The following is a 17,590-nucleotide window of genomic DNA, read 5'->3' on the forward strand; positions in this document are numbered from 1 at the left end:
GTGTTTAATGACCCCAGGCTGGATTATCAACGCAGTATTGACGTTTGTTATTATTTTCATCGGCTTTTACCTTGCCAACCGCATAGTAAAAAACTCGCAACGGCGAGAGCAGCGGATTATCGAAAACGGGAACGATATCCAGGTTACGATACTCGCAATGCGGCAAACCGGATTATTTATCAACAACAATCCTGTCATTGATATGGATCTGCGGGTACAGGATTTAAATAATGGAAAAACGTGGCTTGTGGAAAAGCACCAGGAAACGGTTTTGCTAATTACCCTCGATGCCTGGCAGGTCGGAGTGACTTATGAGGCAAAACTCGAGCCAAAAGATAACGCCATTGTGTTTGTAAGAGATATTAACGATAAGCCAAAACTGACGAGTGGAAGATGAATATTTTTACTAACGTAATCGTTCTGGCCGTGGTCCTACTGTTTATTTATATTTTTGCGTCATTACTGATTCGCGATGCGAAAAATAAAAAAATCAAAGCGGCTATCCACAATGATGGCGTTGCGGTGTCTGGCACCATCACAAATGTGAGAAGCCGCTCGGGCGGTAATTCCGGGTTTATTAATATTAGCGTCGATTTTAATTACGTTAACGAAAAAGGTGAATTGCTGACCGGTCAGCGGGATATCGTTATTGATATTACGCGTATCCAAAACTTTCAACCGGGAAAGCCGATTCCGTTACGCTACTTGCGCCTTGACCCGCAACAGGTGCTGGTCGATCTGCCGAACCCACTGTTAACGCGCAGCTAGCGCTGCACAAACTGTATCTCCCTGAATGGAATAATATTATGTCTAACAGGATCACCGTTCAGCTCCCCGTTGAGGGGCTGCTTTTCTGGAAACTCAGCGGACATGAAGCCATGTCGGAAATGTTCGAGCTCAGCTTAACGCTGCTTGGCAGCGATGCGCGTCTGGATCGCAGCAAGCTGCTTGGCCAGCCGGTCACCGTGACCATTCCGACGCAAAACGCGCTGAGTTCGCGTTATTTCAACGGTAAAATTACCCGCGTGGCGGTGAGCGCCGTTGAACTGAGCGGTATCCGCTACGCCGCTTACCAACTGACCGTTGAACCCGACTTATGGCCGATGAAACGCGACCGCAACCTGCGTATATTCCAGGGGCAGACGGTACCGCAGATCATCAATACGTTGCTGAGCGAATATCAGGTCAACGTTGAGGATAAGCTGAACGGCAGTTACCGCGTCTGGGATTACTGCGTCCAGTATCAGGAAAGTAGTTTTGCCTTTATCAGCCGCCTGATGGAGCTGGAGGGGATTGCCTACCATTTCCGCCACGAGGCGGGTAAACATACGATGGTTATGACCGATTCAGCCACCCAGCATCAACCGGTAAGCGGCTATGAAACCATTCCCTACCACCAGACGGCATCGGGCGGTATTACAACTGAAGAGGGGATCGGTCAGTGGGCGCTGGAAGATAGCGTGACGCCGGGGATTTACAGCCTCGATGACTATGATTTCCGTAAACCTAACGCCTGGCTGTTTCAGGCGCGGCAGAACCCGGCATCGCCCTCGCCGGGCAGTATCGACGTGTACGACTGGCCGGGGCGGTTTGTCGATCACGGACACGGTGAATTCTACGCGCGTATCCGCCAGGAGCGCTGGCAGGTAGAACATCAGCAGATCCAGGCGTCCGCCACCGCGGTAGGCATCGCTCCCGGCGCAACATTTACCCTAACCAATGCGCCATTCTTTAGCGATAACGGCGAATATTTGACGACCGCCGCAGATTACTTGTTTGAAGAGAACAGCTACGCCAGCGGCGGCAATAGCGACATCTCGCACCAAATCCATTTTAGAGTGATCCCCTCTTCGGTAGTCTATCGCCCGGCGCAGGTAACCGACTGGCCGCGCACCTATGGCCCGCAGACGGCGAAAGTTGTCGGGCCTGAAGGGGAAAGCATCTGGACCGACAGGTATGGCCGCATCAAAGTTAAGTTTCACTGGGACCGCCACGCCAAAGGCGATGACACCAGCTCCTGCTGGGTTCGCGTGTCGAGCGCCTGGGCAGGCCAGGGCTTTGGCGGCGTGCAAATTCCCCGCGTCGGCGATGAAGTGGTCATTGATTTTATCAACGGCGATCCTGACCGCCCGATCGTCACCGGACGTGTGTATAATGAAGCCAGCATGCCGCCATGGGATCTCCCCGGCGACGCCACCCGGATGGGCTTTATGACGCGGAGTAAGGATGGGAATATTGATAACAGCAGTTTCTTGTTCTTCGAAGATAATCCGGGCAATGAATCTGTCGAGATGCATTCAGAGAAAGATATGAAGATCTCGGTAGAGAATGATAAGACGGTTAAAATAGATGGTAATCGAACTACATCAATAATGAAGGAACAAAAAGACGATGTTACTGGTGATGGTTCATTTTATTATCGCGCCAAACGCTCTACTCAGGTGGATCAAGAAGAAACAACCATCTTTAACAATAGTCAAACAGAAACTATTAAAAACGGACGAAAATTAAACATTATCTCTGGTGGTGATTCAGTTAATATCAAAGACGGTCGAGACACCAAAATAGAAGGCACAGAGTTACACCATGTCACTGATAAGATAACTGAAACATACGAAAATGGACAAGAGACGGTAATTACTGCATCAGGAAAAAAAGAGACAATTGATGGTGGGTTAAATGTTTTGGTTAACACTGGAAATTGGTCGCAAACGGTACAAGGAGGCTCGATTACAATTTTTAGCCCACAAGAAATTAATATCACCAGTGGTGCCGCTATTAATATGAAAGCACCAAAGGCAAAATTTGAGCCAAAATTCCACAATATCTCAGCGACAGCCCTGAATGAAAGTTTTACAGGGAACTCATTTAGTATGACTGGTGCATCCGAAAGTGTTACAGGTATGTCTGGATCCAGGACCGGTGTTTCACTATCGCACAGCAATGTCTCGGTCTCACACAATACATTTGGCTATAGCAATAAAGCAATGGAAATTAGACAAATAAAGGCAGTCATAAAATCTGGTGCTTTGTCTTTATCGTCTAAAATGTTAACTTTATTTTTATGAAAGCAGGAAAGAAAATGAGCACAGGTTTTTATGTAACAATGGCCATAATTGCGTTAGTATTTGGCGTATTCCCGATGGCGAGATTTCTTTATTCAAATGTATATCCATATCTCAAAGATAGCTTTTCACAGGATGCTGTTTTAGAAAATGGCATAGTCGCTAATGCTAATATTGTCGAAACTTTCCAGACAAGCAGTTGGACGGGAAACAAACCAATATATAAGCTAACTCTTCGTTTCAATACTGAGACTGGCCAGGTAATTGAATCCTCACTATTGAAAGCATTAACGTTTAAAGAAATTGAAAATTACAAAGAAGGCAATCAAGTGACTATAAAATATGATCCTGAAAAACCAGAAAAAATCGCCATTCAGGAAAAACCGATAATTCTTGGGTAATTAAAAGCCTTGCAAAAGTAGTTTCATCGAGTACTGCTTTTGAAATTTAATATAGCGTATCGAGCGCCTGGGCAGGCCAGGGCTTTGGCGGCGTGCAAATTTCCCGCGTCGGCAATGAAGTGGTCATTGATTTTATCAACGGCGATCCTGACCGCCCGATCGTCACCGGACGTGTGTATAATGAAGCCAGCATGCCACCATCGGATCTCCCCGGCGACGCCACCCGGATGGGCTTTATGACACAGAGTAAGGATGGGAATATTGATAACAGCAGTTTCTTGTTCTTCGAAGATAATCCGGGCAATGAATCCGTCGAGATGCATTCAGAGAAAGATATGAAGATCTCATTACACAAGCTCGTCGTTTTATAACTCCGGAAGAAATGGTTAAAATTGGCAGAAAAAAATACAGTCCGTATATATTACCTCCCAGGTGCCCCTGAAAAAGTCCACCTTGTTCCTGGAGATATGGAGTAAATTGTCGATGATGGTTTTTGTTAATAGCACGGATGCAACCCTATGAATGTTATCACGGAACCATCTTTTATCTTTGGCATTGTGATGACAATCATAGCATTAGGTATATCATTTGCTGCATTCAAACCGAATAAAACTGAAGTCTCAGCAATTAAAAACTGGTTATCGAGAGATAAGTGGCCCGGTCAAACAATCCAGGTTCCGGTAGAATCATGGCGTCAGACAGAAACAAAGTATGGCAATGATTATATTTATGATTTCTATTTTAGTGCGAATATAAACGGCTCTGTGGAAAAATACATTGCGAAAGGCATTGTGAGACCCAATGACATTCATAAATTAAAGAAAGGAATGTTATTATCAGTAAAGTACAGTAATCACACGCCTGTAAAGATCGCGGTTATTGCTGTCAATTATTAAATTGTAAGCCATGAGCAAATAAGGCTTGTCACGATGGATATACTCTTTTTTGTCGCCATGGGGCTGATTGTCCTGGTGTTTGGTATCTATCCCATGGCCCGTTTTCTTTATCAGGATGTTTATCCGTATTTAAAGGATAGTTTCACCCACAGTGAGGTCCTGCAATCAGGGATTGCGGTCAACGCGGATATCATTGCCGCACACCAGACCAGCGCCTGGAGCGGAAGTAAACCGGTCTATCGTCTCACCTTTAAATTTAAGACCCGCGAGCAGGTGGAAGTCCAGGCTAGCCTGAATCACACCCTGAATTTCAGCGACATTGAGCGTTTTAAGCCGGGTAATGGCACAACGATTAAATACGATCCGGCGAACCCGCAGAGAATTGCGCTATACGACAGGCCGCTTTTTTTGTAATCCCGCTATTTTCCCATGCACGAGTTTCATTTCACTGATTACTCAGCAACGTACAAAGACCTCCTATGAAAATCATTAAACCCTTACGCCTGAGCGTACTGAACCGGCCATTCCGCTGGCAGGGCAAAAATTATCTTGGCGTTTCGGTGCTGGCGTTGGCGGATATGGGGCCAAACCCGCAGCTGCGCCCCGAGATGGAACTGTGGCAGCTTGCCGCCGACGAACTGCAAACCAGCGGCGGCGTGGTGGATATGGCCATCCCTAAAGTCCGCGCCGAATTTCTTGCCACCGGTTTTGCCTATACCCATCATCAGCAGGAAAAAAGCGCCTGCGTGGCGCGCATCGATATCGACAAACTGAGTAAGTCGTTGGTGGTGTTCGGCGATCGCGAGTGGACGGGGCAACGTATGACCCGACCGCAGCCGTTCAGCGAAATGCGCCTCGACTGGAGCCGCGCCTTTGGCGGCGGTGATTATGCCGACAACCCGCACGGTCTTGGTGTCGCGCCGGTAAAACAGCAGGGGCGCGAGCATCATCCTCTGCCGAATATTGAACCGCTGGAGGGAAGAGTAAGCTCGCCGCAGCAGAAACCGCAGCCTGCAAGTTTTGGCCCGTTGGATATCCAGTGGCCGCGGCGCTTTAGCCGAATGGGCAAAAAATATGATGCCAGTTGGCTACAACAGGAGTTTCCCGGTTTTGCCCGCGATATTGACTGGAAAGTCTTTAACGCCGCCAGTTCGGATCAATGGTGGGAGGATCGGGATACCTTGCCGCCAGGGGCGAAATGGCGGATCTGGAATATGCATCCTGAGAAATCAATGCAGGAGGGCCAGTTGCCGCCGTGGCAGGCTCGCTGTTTTATTCATCGCCAGCGCGCGGATGAAACGCTATTCGAAGAAATTGCCTTACGCGCCACCACGGTATGGTTCTTTCCCCATCGGGAACAGATGATGCTTATCTGGCAGGGGCACATTCGTATCAATGAAGACGATGCCGCCGACGTCCTGCAGCTGATCCCGGCGCTGGAAAAAGAGGGCGCCGCCCGTTCGCTTAATCACTATCGCAAGGTACTGGCCCAGCGAATGGATAAAGAGAAGGGCGCGCTCTTCTCCTTCCGCGAAAAGGATCTCATACCGGAAGAGACCATCGGCCCGTGGATCGACTTTGAAATTGAACAGTCGCCGAGTCCGCAGCAGGAGAATATGAAAAACCGCGCCCGTCTGCTGCGTGAACAGCACCGCGCCGCCATCGAAGCCAGCGGCGGTGATATCGATAGCCTGTTGGCGGATATCGACGAACCCACGTTGCCTAAGCTTGAAGACCTGCCGGAGTTTATCGCCGACATGGAGCGTCAGGCGCAGGAAATGGAGAATGATGCACAACAGCGCAAGCGTGAGATGGAGGCGCACTATCCGCAGTTGAATAACGATGAAAACCAACCGCGCGGCCCCGAATCCATGCACCGGATGCAGGAGATGCTTCATCAGCACCAGCAGGAACTGAGTGAGAAAAAGCGCGCGCAAACGCGCGAGGCGCTACATCAGATGTACCTGGCCGCGGTGCAGCATCAGCCGCCGGCGGTCCGGCTGAAGGGCGATCTGGCGATGATCCTGCGCCAACGCGCCGAGCGTACCATGGCGCAGGGCGGCAATTTTAGCGGGATGGATCTGACCGGCGTTGATTTTTCCGGCATGGATTTTCGCGGCGCCAATTTTGAAAAGGCGTTACTGGAATGCGCGGACCTCAGCCACTGTCAGCTGGATAACGCCTCTTTTCAGGGGGCCGTGCTGGCCAGAACGGAGCTACAGCATTCGTCGCTGCGTAACTGTGATTTTAGCGGCTCCAGCCTGGTACTGGCGGAGTGCCATCAAAGCGACTTCACCGGCGCTCGCTTTGAAGATAGTCAGCTACAGAACGCGCTGTTTGCGCAATGCATTTTCGATCACGCGACGCTAAAAACGCTAATCCTTCGGGAAATTAGCCTGATTGACTGCCGTTTTCAGCGCGCCGAGCTGGATGGCTGCGTCTTTATGGAACTGACGCTGGCACAACCTGATTTCAGCCACGCGCGGCTGCACAAATGCTCGTTTTTACAATCTGAACTGGAGCATGCCATTTTCCACCAGGCGACGCTGGAAAGCTGTTCGCTGGTGCAGACCATAGCGGAGCGCGCTGATTTTAGCGCTGCAACATGGCTAGCCAGCGCTGCGGTTTCGGAATGCTCACTTATCGGCGCCGACTTCAGCCACGCGACGCTGCAGCAGAGCAATTTGCGCCAGACGCCATTACAGGGCGCGCGCTTTGCGCTGGCAAAAATCGAAAACAGCGATCTGAGTGAGGCCGATTGCCGTGATGCCAGCTTTGTGCGCGCGAATCTGGTCGGCAGTCTGTTTGTTCGCACCGATTTTCGCGAGGCCGATTTTACCGACGCCAACCTGATGGGTGCGCTGCTGCAAAAAAGCCAGCTTGCCGGAGCCAATTTCGAAGGCGCCAATCTGTTCCGCGCCGATCTTTCGCAATCCTTTACCAGTAAAACCACGCGGCTGGACGGCGCATGGACCAAACGCATTAAAACCCTGCCGAAGCGCGATGGAGAAGTGATATGACGATACTGAGCCCGGAGGAGATCGTTCAGCGCATCAAAAACGGCGAGCCACTCAATGAAATATCGCTGGATGGTATCAACCTGCAGGGCTGCGATCTCTCCGGCGGTCTGTTTCAGGAGGTGTCGCTACGCGGCGCTAATCTGCAAAATGCCAATCTGCATGAAACCCTGTTTACCGAGTGCCAGCTGCAGAACCTGCAGCTGCAAGGCGCCCAACTTAAGCAGACGACCTTCAATCAGTGTGAAATGGCCCATCTTCAGGCCGCCGAAACCACGCTTGATAGTTGCGTGTTTAATCAGTGCGACCTGCAAGAGAGCGATTTCTCGGCGACGACGCTGCAAAGCAGCCAGTTTATGCGTTGCCAGATGAGCAGGAGCCGTTTTCGCGGTTCAACGCTGGAACGCAGCGTGTTTTATGAGGCTGACCTGACTCACGTCAGCTTTGCGCAAAGCCGCGGTCTGTTGACCACCTTTTACCATATTGATTTGCGGGACACCGCGCTGGACGGAATGCAGTGCGACCGGCTGGTGTTTTTCCAGTGCGATCAGCGCGGCAAAGACTATTCAAGGCAGGGTTTTACCGGCTGCCAGTTCACCGATTGTCCGCTGGACGGCGCGAAGTTTAACGGCGCCCGGCTAACCCAGTGCAATTTCAAAGGCGCGTCATTGCGTGAAGCAGAGCTCAATCAGGTGAACGCCAGCCAGGCGCTGTTTATGGAGGCCGATCTGCGCGGCGCCCAGTGTCGCGGCAGCCTGTTCGACCAGGCGATATTTGTCGGCGCGATACTGGAGCAGGCCGACTTTAGCCAGAGCAGGTTGTTCCAGAGCGTTTTACAGCGGGTTCAGGCCGCCGGGGCGCGATTCGCGCTCTGCGATCTGACGTGGAGCGATTTTTCCGCCGCCGACCTGCGCCAGGCGGATCTGCGCGGCGCGACCTTTTCCCGCACCCGGCTGCATCGCGCCCGTCAGGACGAAGCGCTGTTTACCGGCCGCCAGGGGATCCTGGAATACGATGAAGAGTTATTAGCCGCTGAGGCGTGGAGCGCCCAGCGCCACAGCCGTTGTTAAGGAGACAACAGATGACAACCATTAATCACAAACTGGCCCAGGCGGCGATGCCGCCGGCGCAGGCTTCCGGCACGGTGACCCATTGCTTTGCCGACGGTAGCGTGACCGTCGAGAGCGAAGGGCGCGGCTGGCACTGTCGGCGAGCGGCCAGCTGTTTGATCGCGCCGCAGGCTGGGGATCGCGTACTCATCAGCAGCGTGGACAACCAGATCTGGCTGTTAGCGGTGCTGGAGCGTGATGAAAGCCGCCAGGCGGAGCTCAGCGTACCGGGTGACCTGCATATTCAAAGCCAGGGGGAACTCAGCCTCAGCGGTCAGCGCCTGTGCGTCAATGCCGCGCAGGGGGACTGCCATATCAGCGAGATGAACTACAGCGGCGATAAGCTCTCGGCATGGGTGACACTGTCACGTATTGTTGGCAAACGCGCCGAATCGGTCTGGCAAACGGTGACGCAAATTAGCCACAATCTGCTGCGCACTACCCGGCAGACCGAGCAGGTGCGCGCCGGGCAGTTGGATATGAAAGCGGAAGATTACGCCCGCCTGCATGCGCACAATACGGTTATCACCTCAAAAGCGATCACCAAAGTCGATTCAGAACAGATCCACATGGGCTAAGGAGCTAATCATGTTTGCCAACTGCCAGCTATTCGGTGTCGATTTAGCTTTCCCCGACGTCTGTCTGACGCCGATGCCGGCGCCGACACCGATTCCCTATCCGGACATCGCGCTGGGGCCGACGGCGATCCCTAACGCGCTCAATATTCTGTTTATGGGCATGCCCGCGCACAATATGGCGACGGTGACGCCGCTCACCAACGGCGATAACCCCGGCGTGGCGACCGGGGTGGCGTCTGGTACGGTGATGGGGCCGTCGCGTCATCTGACTGGCGCATTTACCGTGCTGCTGAAAGGCACGCCGGCGACGCGTCTAACCAGCGTTAGCCTGCAAAATTCGACAAATGCGGTCGGTATGCGCATCGTCCCCAGCCAGTTCAAGGTATTGATGCTGGCGCCGTAAGCTGTCGGCTATGCGAGAAAACGATTACAATCGCCCAACTGAATCACTTTTTGTGCAGAGTTATAAGGGTCAAAATGAATCCGAGCGTTATTCAGTGGAATGAAGACAATTTCTCGCAAGTTGAACGCTATAACGGCGTGGCTGTTGTGCGTTTTCATGCGCCGTGGTGCGGCCCTTGTCAAAGCAGCGAAAGTCTTTTTCTCCAGGCGGCAGACCGGCTACCGTCTGATGTATTAGTCGGTACAGTAAATGTCGTTCAGGCTCCGGTGCTGGCGGCGAAATATAGCGTCTGGGGGTTACCCAATACGCTTGTTTTCCGCGATGGTCAGGTGGTGGAGCGTCTCAGCGGCCCACAAACATTCAGCACTATTTTGGCAGCGATAATTCGCGCCCAGGCCCTCATCTGATGTCGATAGTTTCTCCGATAGTGGGGCCCGTCTTCTACGATCTCCTGCAGCATGGTCGGGAGATAGACCGCGCTATTGCACGCCGGGACGCCGGCTTGCTGAATCACTCTACGCCAGAACTTGAACGCTACTTTTCGCGACCACCTGGCGAACGTCCCCGGCAAAACCCATTTCCGGTCGCCGCGCTATTCCCACTGTTCTTAGTGGCTTTTGCATTCAATTTGCTACCATTTTTGCAGACGCTCCCGCCATTCTCTGCGCCGATACGGGTAGTGAGTTTCTTTGTACCAGCGCTTATGGTGGTTATTGTTCTGTTGACCAGCGGCGTGTTGCTGGCTCGCGGTTATACCCTCGGGCTGAAGGGATTTCTGGCGCTATTTCTTCTCCTCTCAGCGTCAACGGCGGCGCAAGCATTGCGAGCGATGGTTAGCGCAGGTGAAAGTCTCTGGCCGCTGGCGTTCGCCGCGCTGGCATTACTGTGTTGCCGGCTAATATTTAACCGCCAGGGATTCGTGCTGTTCGCGATTTATTGTCGTAGCCAGCGGTTGGCTCTTCTCGCGGACAAACTACGTCAGAAGCGCAGATAGAGAGCGGCGAAGACGGTGAGCAACCCCTGACTATCAACGGATAGCCAGGGATTTTGTTTATTGCGGGTAGTTAAACGCGTCAGGATGGTTTTCAAGGCTGCCGCTCAGCGCGGCAAACAGCACGGTTTTGCCATCAATCGACATCGCATCGCTGACGTTAAGCCAGGTCAGTTTTTCCTGCGATGTCTTCTCATCAACCACCGAGAAAACGCCCGACATCTGTTTGGATTTTTCCGACCAGATCACGGCGATACGTTCGCTTCCGCAATCGTGTGGTTTACAGGCGCTTAATACCTGCCAGGACTCAGAGCCCAGTTTCACGGTCTGTGTCGGAGAACCGGTACCGCCGCTGTTAACCCAGGCCGGGAGTTTATGGCCTTTCACCATCTGGCTGAACGACGCTTTGGTCGCATTATCTTTGGCAAGTGAAGTCAGCGTGACATCACTTTGCGCCATAACGCTGGCGGATGCGGTGAGTGCGACGATGGCGGCAAGTGCTTTGAACATGTTTCCTCCTGGAGTTGATATGTCCTCATTTCGGGCCCCTTAATAGTGGGCGCAGAGCATCATTAATGCAAATGAACATATTTATACAATGAATGTCATCGCCCGCGCAAAGCGTGGACTTATCCGGCTTTGACATGTCATGATGCACATTGGTTAAATTTTTGTATTAATAGCCGAGAGTGAAGGGCTAATACAAAAGGGCATATTTATTCAGGCGATAACGCATGGCGTATTTGAATCATCTGTTGACGTTTATTGAAAGTAATCCGGCATTAGCGATCGGCTTTAACCTTATTCTGCTGGTCGTCTCCGGCATCTTTGCCCATCTTTTGTGCAAGTTTTTGCTGATTAAAGTGATACGCAAGGTGTTCTTCGCCAGCCATAAGCAGGACGTACCGCTGGAAAAAGACCGCCGTATCGCCGAGAAACTGTCAAACTTCATTCCGGTTATTATCGTCTACTACGTTCTGCAGTTTATGCCCAATATGCCGGCATCGCTGGTAACGGCGATTAATACCATCTGCGGAATTTTGTTTTTTATTTTTCTGTCGATCTTCTTCAACGAAATGCTGGATATCGTCAATAGCTCTTATCTGCGTAAGACCAAGCGCAAAAACCACTCCATCAAAGGCTATATCCAGATAGGCAAAATCTTAGTTCACATTCTGGCCGCAATTATGATCCTCGCCGTGATGTCGAATAAATCACCGGTGATTATCATTTCCAGCCTCGGCGCCGTCGCGGCGGTGCTGATGTTAGTGTTTCAACATACCTTGCTGTCGCTGGTGGCCAACGTCCAGCTATCGTCCAACGATGTCCTGCAACTGGGCGACTGGATCGAAATGCCCGACAAGAACCTGAGCGGGGAAGTGACGGATATCGCGCTGCATACCATTACTATCCGTAACTGGGACAACACCATTTCGCGTATTCCGACCAAGAATTTCCTTACAGAAACGTATACCAACTGGCAGGCGATGTTCTCGTCCGGCGCACGGCGGATCATGCGTAGTATTAATATCGATCAGCACTCGGTGACCTTCCTGAATCAGGAGATGTTAACCCCGGTGCTGGCAATCCGCGGGGTGAGTGAACCGCTCAGTAAATTACTGGATGGCCGGGATCCGGGCGGCGTCGCGGATCGCTGGTTTATTGATAACGGGTTGACTAACCTGACGCTGTTTCGCCATTACCTGATGAGCTATCTCGCCGAACGGCCAGATATCGTTAAAGATATGTACATCGTGGCGCGAACGTTAAAACCGTCGCCGTCCGGGCTGCCGCTGGAAATCTACTGCTTTACCTCCTCGACGTTATGGATGGATTACGAGAACACTCAGTCCGCTATTTTTGAATACATTACCGCCGTGGCCGGGCAGTTTTCACTGCGTCTTTACCAGTATCCCGCCGGGCATGATTTCTGGCGCTTATCGCAGGAAAACAGTTCACGGACTACGACACCGTCTTCAACGGAAGGGCCATAATTGGCGCGTATATCCATCTCGGCAACAGGATGTTCAGAGGATGCTGAAGTTCATTAAATACAGTTTGCTGCTCAGTGCGGCCGTCAGGGACAGAATAAAAACCAACGATCCGCAGCTGCTTGAAAAGCTTAAAGACAGATTAAAAGACCGGATGGGTATTCCGGTCGGCTGGCATATGTCAGGAATACCGCTGGTAGGGGCTATGATTCTGAGTATGTTCGCTTTTGCCCTGGCTCAACCTTATCTCTGGTTGGCGGTGTTCGAGCTATTTGGGCTGCCGCAGTATGCCGTGATGGCGGCGATTGTGCCTGTATCGCTAATTTATAGTCTGATAATGGTTCTGACGATGTACTTCGTTGCCAGAGGCAATTTTCTGGCGCTTAAATTATCACTGGCTTTGATGGCTTTTAGCAGTCTGCTTGCGATTGTTTATTTTCTTTCTGTTTGCCTGGGGGCATTATTCGGCGCCGGACTAAAACCAGGATTTCTCATTAGCGCCGTGCTGGGGCTAGTATTCATTTTAGGCGGTATCCGATGCATTAATAGCCAGACTTTTTACCGTGCAAACGCCCTTTATCTACATAACAGGGTCTGGCGAAAACAGCTTAATATTCAGCGCCAGACGCTGCGCCGCGCTTCACGTTAGAAAAGGGCGGCAACAGGCCAGTTTTAGCCTGGCCTTATTTTATAAATCAATAAGCAGATTCGTGCTGCGGCTGCGGGAGCAGCACAGCGCGACATGCTGCACGATGGCGCATTTTTCTGCTGCTGACTGCACCGTATCACGATGATCCACCTCTCCCTCAACCACCCTGGTCAGACAGGCGCCGCAAATCCCCATCTCACAGGAGAGCGGCACTGCCACACCATTTTCCTGCAATACCTGCGCAATGGTTTGATTGGCGGCGACAGGCCAGCACTGGCCAGAAGAGGCGAGCGTCACCGTAAACGACTCTTCCTGCCGAACGTCGTTGGCGGGCATTGACGCCTGAAACGCCTCCTCATGGATCTGCTCAGCATGCCAGCCTTGTATCGCCGCCGCCTGGCGCGCGGCGGCCATAAATCCCGCCGGCCCACACACGTAAAGCCGATCTTCACGATGAGGAACGCTCAACCTTCCAGGCAAATTTTCTCGCGGGCTCTCGCCTTTAGCTGAGCTATAAATCCTCACGTTTTCAGGTGCCAGCTTGCGGGTAATCGCGGCTACCAGGGCGCCGTTTTCAAGGCGGTTGAGGTAATACTGCAAGGTAAATGGCTTTCCTTGCGCCGCTAACGCCCGCGCCATGCTATACAGCGGCGTAATGCCAATCCCGGCGGCCAGCAGGGTGACATGTCGCGCCGTCTGTAGGGCAAACTGGTTTCGTGGTAGCGAAATCATCAGCCTCTGACCCGGTCGCAGCGTCTCATGGATGTAGCGCGAACCGCCGCGCGACTCTGCCGATCGCGCCACGCAAATCAGATAACGTTCCAGCCTGCGATGGCTCCCGGTGAGTGAGTACTGACGGGTCACGCCGTTCGCCAGATGCAGATCGATATGGGCGCCGGGCTGCCATGCGGGTAATGGGTCGCCGTCAGGCGTCACCAGCCTGACCGCCAGATTATGTTCTCCTTCACGCCAGAGACCATCGACAACCACCTCAATTAGAGTACTCATCGTATAACTCCTTGCTCAGACCAGGAAAAACTCACCGAAACCCAGCCGCTTCAAGCCGCGACGGTAGGCAATTGAGCTACGGTCGGCTGGAATATGTGCTTCCAGGGTAAGATCCAGAGGTAGCGTCTCCGGGCGCTGGCTTTCAACCATCAGCCGGTCTTCTTCGAACACGCGAAGGTTGAAAGCGTAGACTTCCTCCACCGGCACATGCAGGTCGAAATTGCGGGCGATAGGGGCAAACATTCGCGTGACCCGTGATGAGACGGGCGAGGCGGCATTCATTATTACCAGTCGGGCTTCGCCGGGGAAATGAATCGTCAGGGTAGCGGTAAAGGGCAGATGCATCTCAAAGCGACGTAGCCATTGAAAACCCTCCGGAGCGCGGTAGCCGGCGCTTGCCGGATAATTGCCGACCGTGCTCCAGTAGTCGACGACAAACCCGTTTTCCGTTTCCTCAGGCAGGTAGTCAGAAACCTGTTGATTCTCCGCATCGGCGAAGGTGTCGGTATGGATCCACGCAAAATGCGCCACATCAAGAAACCCTTCAACCTGACGGCCTGCAAAGCCATTGACCTCAAACGCCGGGCAGGTCAGTTGCTGGAATCCGTCGTCTGCCCAGTGCGGCATGGTCGGTAACCGCGGGGGATTGTCAGCATCATAATCGAGACACACCCACACCAGACCATAGCGTTCTTCCGCCGCGTAGCAGGTCAGATTTAATTTCGCCGGTATCGGCTGATTTGGGCTGGAGGGGATTCGGTTACAGCGGCCATCTTCCCCAAAGCGCAGGCCGTGATAAGGGCAAATAATGCCTTCTGCGTCATGAAAACCTAACGTCAATGGTACCCCGCGGTGGGGACAGACATCGCGGGCGACCACGACTCGTTCGTGCAGGCGATAGATAACCAGTTTTTCATCCAGCAGGGTGGCCTTCACCGGTTGCGGGCCGATATCCTCGCTACGCGCCACCGGATGCCAGCATTTTGCCAGCCGCAGCCAGTCCTGGGGTTCAAAGGTACAATGCGCAGGGGGCGTGAGCGGTTGTCTGTTCATCGTTTTGCTTCCTGATGGCTAAAGTGATTGTTTAATTGTTGTGAGTTAATTGTTGCCATAGTAGGGTGTTGACATCCATCAGCATTAATTCAGCTACCCGTTGCAAAAATCAGTACAGGTAACCGATGAGTCCTTTCTCACGCTTTGCTCGCTATTTTATGGAAGTGGCCCGCAGCGGCAGCCTGCGCCGGGCGGCGGAAAAACTGCATATTTCAGCTTCGGCGATTAACCGCCAGATACTGCAGGCTGAAGCGTCCTTCGGCACGCCGCTGTTTGAACGGCTGCCGGAAGGTTTGCGGATGACCACCGCAGGCGAGCTGTTGTATGACAATCTGCTGCGCTGGCAAAAAGAGTTTCGCGTGACCCAACAGAAATTTGATGAACTGCAGGGGCTAAAACGCGGAACGGTGAATGTCGGTATGGTGCAGGCGCTGGCCGAAGGGAGTTTTGCCGCGGCGCTGGCAGAGATTATCAACCAGTGCGAGTGGCTGGAACTGATGTTGCAGGTCGCCGATAGCCAGAGCATCAGCGACAGAGTACGTCAGTCCGATGTCGATTTTGGTCTGATCCTCGATCCTGAAGGTCAGGCGGGTCTCAACGTACTGGCGTTTATTGAAATGGAAGTCGGGGTGGTACTGCATCCGCACCATCCTTTTGCCGCCGCGCCCGCGATCTCGCTGGGGGAACTTAGCGATGAACGGCATATTATTCCCGGCGCGCCGTTAATAGTGCATGACCGGGTGGCAATGCTCTATCGCCATTATGATTTTTCGCCGCCCAACACCGTTAGCTGCAATGATATTCGTCTGATTAAATCGCTGGTGCTTAAAGGCGGCGGGGTGACGGTCCTGAGCCTGCTGGACGTGCAGGACGAGGTAAACAACGGTTCGCTGGCGTTTGTGCCGCTACGTAATAAGCTGCTGCGACCTTTGACCCTGGCGCTATGCACCGCGCCATCGCGCCAGCTATCTCGTCCGGCGCAAATGGCGATTCAAAAACTAACGCTGGTGATGGAGGAGATGCGTAGCGCTGCTCACTCTCAGCCTAATGGCCCGCCCTGAATGGTTTCGCACAAGCCGTTGATAATACGCTCGCCGGTTTCCGTTTTCAGTTCCTGATACCAGGCTTTGGTTAACGCCATATCCTTACCGTGGGTGATATCACAGCGTTTACGCGCTTTGAGCACCAGGTCACGCACCCGTTCACAACGCAATGCTTCGTACTGGCGCAGCGCGGTGACAATATCGCTATTGTCGCGCAGTACATTACCCAGCACGACCGCGTCCTCCATCGCCGCGCAGCCGCCCTGGCCGATATCCGGCGTGGTGCTGTGCCCGGCATCGCCCAGTAGCGCCACCTTGCCACGCACCAGCTTATCAAAAGGTTCAATATCGTGAATTTCTATCCGGTTGGTGGTCTGCGGGTTGAGTACGGCGATAAGCTTTTGCACCGGCGGCGCCCAGCCGGCGAAGTAGCGGGTTAAATCGTCGCGCAGGGTGAGGCGATCTTCCGCTAACCCGGCCGGCAACGGCACATCGAAGAAGAAGTAGAAACGTCCGCCCGCCACCGGCATCAGCGACACGCGTTTCCCTTCGCCGACAAACGTCGTCCACTGATCGGCGGGAGCAATGGACTCATCAATATCGACCAGACCATTCCAGTTAACGTAACCGGCATAGCGGCGTTCCGGCGTATAGCCGAGCACATATGGCCGCAGCGCCGAATGGCTGCCGTCGGCGGCGATGACCATATCGCCGTGCGCCTCGCTACCATCGGTAAACCAGACGGTGACGCCGTCGGTATGTTCTTCCACGCGGGTGACCCGCTTGCCGAACTGCACCTGCTCACGCCCCCAGAAATCGAGCATCTCGCGCTGCAGTTCAGTTCGCGACACTGGCGAAGGGCGGCCCTGCGTACGTTCTACCAGCGGCGCTAGGCTGAAGCGGGTGAGTGTTTCCCCGCGTTGATACTCCTTATACGCCAGATAATGCATCGGGCCGCCATAAGCGTCGATGATCTCGCCCATCCCCAGGCGGTTCATACACTTGACGCCGTTGGGCCAGATAGAGATCGCGGCGCCAACCGGCTTAATCTCTTTTACCGCTTCGAACACTTCGCATGCGATGCCTGCGTTACGGAGCGCCACCGCGGCGCTCAACCCGCCGATTCCCGCGCCAATCACGATTGCTTTCATTGTCTTCCCCTTAGGTGTGTTGTTTGAGGGGTTCAGCAATTTGCGTACCAGGTAGCAGAACCTGCGAAATCAGCGGTAAACGGACGGGTGATGGCGGAGAGGTGCACCAAAGAAGGGCAAAGTTGCGATTATGTTGCCTTTTTATGAATCAAAGATTTCTTTTAGTGAATTAAGGAATCAAAAGTTTCAACGCCCCGCGCCAACGTTCGTTACAGAACACCCGCTCTTTAATGAA

Annotated in this window: 19 protein-coding genes and 1 pseudogene; 16 read left to right on the forward strand and 4 right to left on the reverse strand. The window is 52.9% G+C overall.

Features of this window, described 5'->3' with window-relative positions; genetic code table 11:
• The first annotated feature begins 7 nt into the window (after positions 1 to 7).
• From ACSEMK_RS03430 to ACSEMK_RS03490, 13 genes and pseudogenes are all read left to right on the forward strand, one after another.
• Positions 8 to 397 carry a hypothetical protein gene (locus ACSEMK_RS03430; protein WP_020078763.1) on the forward strand — a complete coding sequence of 130 codons (390 nt, stop codon included), beginning with the start codon at positions 8 to 10 and terminating at the stop codon, positions 395 to 397.
• Positions 394 to 768 (forward strand): DUF3592 domain-containing protein, encoded by a 375-nt coding sequence (locus tag ACSEMK_RS03435; RefSeq protein WP_045394304.1) that lies wholly within the window; start codon positions 394 to 396, stop codon positions 766 to 768. Before ACSEMK_RS03430 ends, ACSEMK_RS03435 begins: the two co-directional genes overlap by 4 nt.
• 38 nt (positions 769 to 806) lie before the next feature.
• Positions 807 to 3,068 (forward strand): type VI secretion system Vgr family protein, encoded by a 2,262-nt coding sequence (locus tag ACSEMK_RS03440; RefSeq protein WP_430915138.1) that lies wholly within the window; start codon positions 807 to 809, stop codon positions 3,066 to 3,068.
• 14 nt (positions 3,069 to 3,082) lie between these two features.
• Positions 3,083 to 3,466, forward strand: coding sequence for a DUF3592 domain-containing protein (locus ACSEMK_RS03445; protein WP_047064702.1), 384 nt, complete (start codon positions 3,083 to 3,085; stop codon positions 3,464 to 3,466).
• Between the two features lie 56 nt (positions 3,467 to 3,522).
• A pseudogene (locus ACSEMK_RS03450) lies at positions 3,523 to 3,816 on the forward strand (phage baseplate assembly protein V); the annotation flags it as partial.
• A 168-nt stretch (positions 3,817 to 3,984) separates the two neighbouring features.
• Complete coding sequence (locus ACSEMK_RS03455; protein ID WP_430915139.1) at positions 3,985 to 4,362, forward strand: hypothetical protein; 378 nt, start codon at positions 3,985 to 3,987, stop codon at positions 4,360 to 4,362.
• Between the two features lie 33 nt (positions 4,363 to 4,395).
• A complete protein-coding gene (locus ACSEMK_RS03460) occupies positions 4,396 to 4,776 on the forward strand; it encodes a DUF3592 domain-containing protein (RefSeq protein ID WP_430915140.1) in 381 nt (126 codons plus the stop codon).
• 65 nt (positions 4,777 to 4,841) lie between these two features.
• On the forward strand, positions 4,842 to 7,382 hold the full coding sequence (locus ACSEMK_RS03465) for a DUF2169 family type VI secretion system accessory protein (RefSeq protein ID WP_430915141.1): 2,541 nt from the start codon (positions 4,842 to 4,844) through the stop codon (positions 7,380 to 7,382).
• Positions 7,379 to 8,449, forward strand: a complete 1,071-nt coding sequence (locus ACSEMK_RS03470) for a pentapeptide repeat-containing protein (protein ID WP_430915142.1) — start codon at positions 7,379 to 7,381, stop codon at positions 8,447 to 8,449. The genes ACSEMK_RS03465 and ACSEMK_RS03470 overlap by 4 nt, the downstream gene beginning before the upstream one ends.
• A gap of 11 nt (positions 8,450 to 8,460) precedes the next feature.
• Positions 8,461 to 9,066, forward strand: coding sequence for a DUF3540 domain-containing protein (locus tag ACSEMK_RS03475; RefSeq protein WP_213794037.1), 606 nt, complete (start codon positions 8,461 to 8,463; stop codon positions 9,064 to 9,066).
• 10 nt (positions 9,067 to 9,076) lie between these two features.
• The gene (locus ACSEMK_RS03480) at positions 9,077 to 9,469 is read left to right on the forward strand and encodes a DUF4150 domain-containing protein (RefSeq protein ID WP_015366584.1); all 393 of its coding nucleotides are present in this window, start codon (positions 9,077 to 9,079) and stop codon (positions 9,467 to 9,469) included.
• A gap of 74 nt (positions 9,470 to 9,543) precedes the next feature.
• Entirely contained in the window at positions 9,544 to 9,876 is a 333-nt protein-coding gene (locus tag ACSEMK_RS03485; RefSeq protein WP_213797218.1) for a thioredoxin family protein, read from the forward strand.
• Positions 9,876 to 10,463: a hypothetical protein gene (locus ACSEMK_RS03490; RefSeq protein WP_430915143.1), complete on the forward strand. Its 588-nt coding sequence runs from the start codon at positions 9,876 to 9,878 to the stop codon at positions 10,461 to 10,463. The genes ACSEMK_RS03485 and ACSEMK_RS03490 overlap by 1 nt, the downstream gene beginning before the upstream one ends.
• Positions 10,464 to 10,520: 57 nt before the next feature.
• Here the strand turns inward: ACSEMK_RS03490 and ivy are convergent, their stop codons facing one another.
• Complete coding sequence (gene ivy / locus ACSEMK_RS03495; protein WP_430915144.1) at positions 10,521 to 10,970, reverse strand: Ivy family C-type lysozyme inhibitor; 450 nt, start codon at positions 10,968 to 10,970, stop codon at positions 10,521 to 10,523.
• Between the two features lie 224 nt (positions 10,971 to 11,194).
• Here ivy and ACSEMK_RS03500 point away from each other — a divergent pair, with 224 nt between their 5' ends.
• Complete coding sequence (locus tag ACSEMK_RS03500; protein ID WP_430915145.1) at positions 11,195 to 12,454, forward strand: mechanosensitive ion channel family protein; 1,260 nt, start codon at positions 11,195 to 11,197, stop codon at positions 12,452 to 12,454.
• 40 nt (positions 12,455 to 12,494) lie between these two features.
• Positions 12,495 to 13,100 carry a hypothetical protein gene (locus ACSEMK_RS03505; protein WP_430915146.1) on the forward strand — a complete coding sequence of 202 codons (606 nt, stop codon included), beginning with the start codon at positions 12,495 to 12,497 and terminating at the stop codon, positions 13,098 to 13,100.
• Positions 13,101 to 13,139: 39 nt separating this feature from the next.
• Here ACSEMK_RS03505 and ACSEMK_RS03510 read toward each other — a convergent pair whose 3' ends face one another.
• Together ACSEMK_RS03510 and hpxD are read right to left on the reverse strand one after the other, a co-directional pair.
• The gene (locus ACSEMK_RS03510; RefSeq protein ID WP_430915147.1) at positions 13,140 to 14,108 is read right to left on the reverse strand and encodes a PDR/VanB family oxidoreductase; all 969 of its coding nucleotides are present in this window, start codon (positions 14,106 to 14,108) and stop codon (positions 13,140 to 13,142) included.
• A gap of 15 nt (positions 14,109 to 14,123) precedes the next feature.
• Complete coding sequence (hpxD, locus tag ACSEMK_RS03515) at positions 14,124 to 15,161, reverse strand: molybdenum cofactor-independent xanthine hydroxylase subunit HpxD (protein WP_430915148.1); 1,038 nt, start codon at positions 15,159 to 15,161, stop codon at positions 14,124 to 14,126.
• 125 nt (positions 15,162 to 15,286) lie between these two features.
• Between hpxD and hpxR the strand changes: the two genes are divergently transcribed.
• A complete protein-coding gene (hpxR, locus tag ACSEMK_RS03520; protein WP_430915149.1) occupies positions 15,287 to 16,222 on the forward strand; it encodes a LysR family hpxDE operon transcriptional regulator HpxR in 936 nt (311 codons plus the stop codon).
• On the opposite strand, the gene hpxO is transcribed toward hpxR, so the two are convergent.
• A complete protein-coding gene (gene hpxO / locus ACSEMK_RS03525) occupies positions 16,201 to 17,355 on the reverse strand; it encodes an FAD-dependent urate hydroxylase HpxO (RefSeq protein ID WP_430915150.1) in 1,155 nt (384 codons plus the stop codon). The two genes, hpxR and hpxO, sit on opposite strands and share 22 nt — an antisense overlap.
• Positions 17,356 to 17,590: the final 235 nt, after the last annotated feature.

Origin of the sequence: Klebsiella sp. K-3 (assembly GCF_051207495.1) — a bacterium.
GTDB lineage: Bacteria > Pseudomonadota > Gammaproteobacteria > Enterobacterales > Enterobacteriaceae > Klebsiella > Klebsiella aerogenes.

What these genes read in the sequence shown, in the direction of transcription:
- ACSEMK_RS03500 (WP_430915145.1), top strand. Translation starts at nt 11,195, where the DNA reads ATGGCGTATTTGAATCATCTGTTGACGTTTATTGAAAGTAATCCGGCA.
- ACSEMK_RS03490 (WP_430915143.1), top strand. Translation starts at nt 9,876, where the DNA reads ATGTCGATAGTTTCTCCGATAGTGGGGCCCGTCTTCTACGATCTCCTG.
- ACSEMK_RS03505 (WP_430915146.1), top strand. Translation starts at nt 12,495, where the DNA reads ATGCTGAAGTTCATTAAATACAGTTTGCTGCTCAGTGCGGCCGTCAGG.
- hpxD (WP_430915148.1), bottom strand. Translation starts at nt 15,161, where the DNA reads ATGAACAGACAACCGCTCACGCCCCCTGCGCATTGTACCTTTGAACCC.
- ACSEMK_RS03460 (WP_430915140.1), top strand. Translation starts at nt 4,396, where the DNA reads ATGGATATACTCTTTTTTGTCGCCATGGGGCTGATTGTCCTGGTGTTT.
- ACSEMK_RS03470 (WP_430915142.1), top strand. Translation starts at nt 7,379, where the DNA reads ATGACGATACTGAGCCCGGAGGAGATCGTTCAGCGCATCAAAAACGGC.
- ACSEMK_RS03435 (WP_045394304.1), top strand. Translation starts at nt 394, where the DNA reads ATGAATATTTTTACTAACGTAATCGTTCTGGCCGTGGTCCTACTGTTT.
- ivy (WP_430915144.1), bottom strand. Translation starts at nt 10,970, where the DNA reads ATGTTCAAAGCACTTGCCGCCATCGTCGCACTCACCGCATCCGCCAGC.
- ACSEMK_RS03485 (WP_213797218.1), top strand. Translation starts at nt 9,544, where the DNA reads ATGAATCCGAGCGTTATTCAGTGGAATGAAGACAATTTCTCGCAAGTT.
- ACSEMK_RS03510 (WP_430915147.1), bottom strand. Translation starts at nt 14,108, where the DNA reads ATGAGTACTCTAATTGAGGTGGTTGTCGATGGTCTCTGGCGTGAAGGA.
- ACSEMK_RS03430 (WP_020078763.1), top strand. Translation starts at nt 8, where the DNA reads ATGACCCCAGGCTGGATTATCAACGCAGTATTGACGTTTGTTATTATT.
- ACSEMK_RS03445 (WP_047064702.1), top strand. Translation starts at nt 3,083, where the DNA reads ATGAGCACAGGTTTTTATGTAACAATGGCCATAATTGCGTTAGTATTT.
- ACSEMK_RS03480 (WP_015366584.1), top strand. Translation starts at nt 9,077, where the DNA reads ATGTTTGCCAACTGCCAGCTATTCGGTGTCGATTTAGCTTTCCCCGAC.
- ACSEMK_RS03475 (WP_213794037.1), top strand. Translation starts at nt 8,461, where the DNA reads ATGACAACCATTAATCACAAACTGGCCCAGGCGGCGATGCCGCCGGCG.
- hpxR (WP_430915149.1), top strand. Translation starts at nt 15,287, where the DNA reads ATGAGTCCTTTCTCACGCTTTGCTCGCTATTTTATGGAAGTGGCCCGC.
- ACSEMK_RS03455 (WP_430915139.1), top strand. Translation starts at nt 3,985, where the DNA reads ATGAATGTTATCACGGAACCATCTTTTATCTTTGGCATTGTGATGACA.
- ACSEMK_RS03465 (WP_430915141.1), top strand. Translation starts at nt 4,842, where the DNA reads ATGAAAATCATTAAACCCTTACGCCTGAGCGTACTGAACCGGCCATTC.
- ACSEMK_RS03440 (WP_430915138.1), top strand. Translation starts at nt 807, where the DNA reads ATGTCTAACAGGATCACCGTTCAGCTCCCCGTTGAGGGGCTGCTTTTC.
- hpxO (WP_430915150.1), bottom strand. Translation starts at nt 17,355, where the DNA reads ATGAAAGCAATCGTGATTGGCGCGGGAATCGGCGGGTTGAGCGCCGCG.